At 70.1% G+C, this 422-nt stretch carries 1 protein-coding gene; it reads right to left on the bottom strand.

Annotated elements, in window-relative coordinates:
* Positions 1-91: 91 nt before the first annotated feature.
* Positions 92-422: Rieske (2Fe-2S) protein (locus tag FOE67_RS31050; protein ID WP_182667645.1), on the bottom strand; the 331-nt coding region annotated here is incomplete at its 5' end.

The following is a 422-nucleotide window of genomic DNA, read 5'->3' as shown; positions in this document are numbered from 1 at the left end:
GGCTGACCCCGCCCCTCCCGGTGCCCCGAACACCGATCGGCCGTCGTCTCCCGGTGCCCCGGGACACGACGGCCGATCCGCCGGATTCCGCTCAGCCCAGGCGCACCGAGTCGCCCTCCACCGTGATCGCCTGTTCCGGCAGCGGGGCGGTGGCCGGCCCGCCCAGCACCGAGCCGTCGGTGATGGAGAAACTGCTCTGGTGACAGGCGCAGTTGATCGCCCCGTTGCTGATGTCGCTCACCACACAGCCCTGGTGGGTGCAGACCGCGCTGAACGCCCGGTACTCCCCGGGCTCGGGCTGCGTGACCACCACCCGCTCCTCGCTCAGGATCACCCCGCCGCCCTCGGGCACATCGGCCACCCGGGTCCTGGCTCTTATACACATCTGTCGCTGCCGACGAAGCTGCAAGTGTAGAGTTCTC

It is taken from the genome of Streptomyces calidiresistens (assembly GCF_014141525.1).
Taxonomy (GTDB): domain Bacteria; phylum Actinomycetota; class Actinomycetes; order Streptomycetales; family Streptomycetaceae; genus Streptomyces; species Streptomyces calidiresistens.
This window is presented reverse-complemented; position numbering and strand designations above follow the sequence as displayed.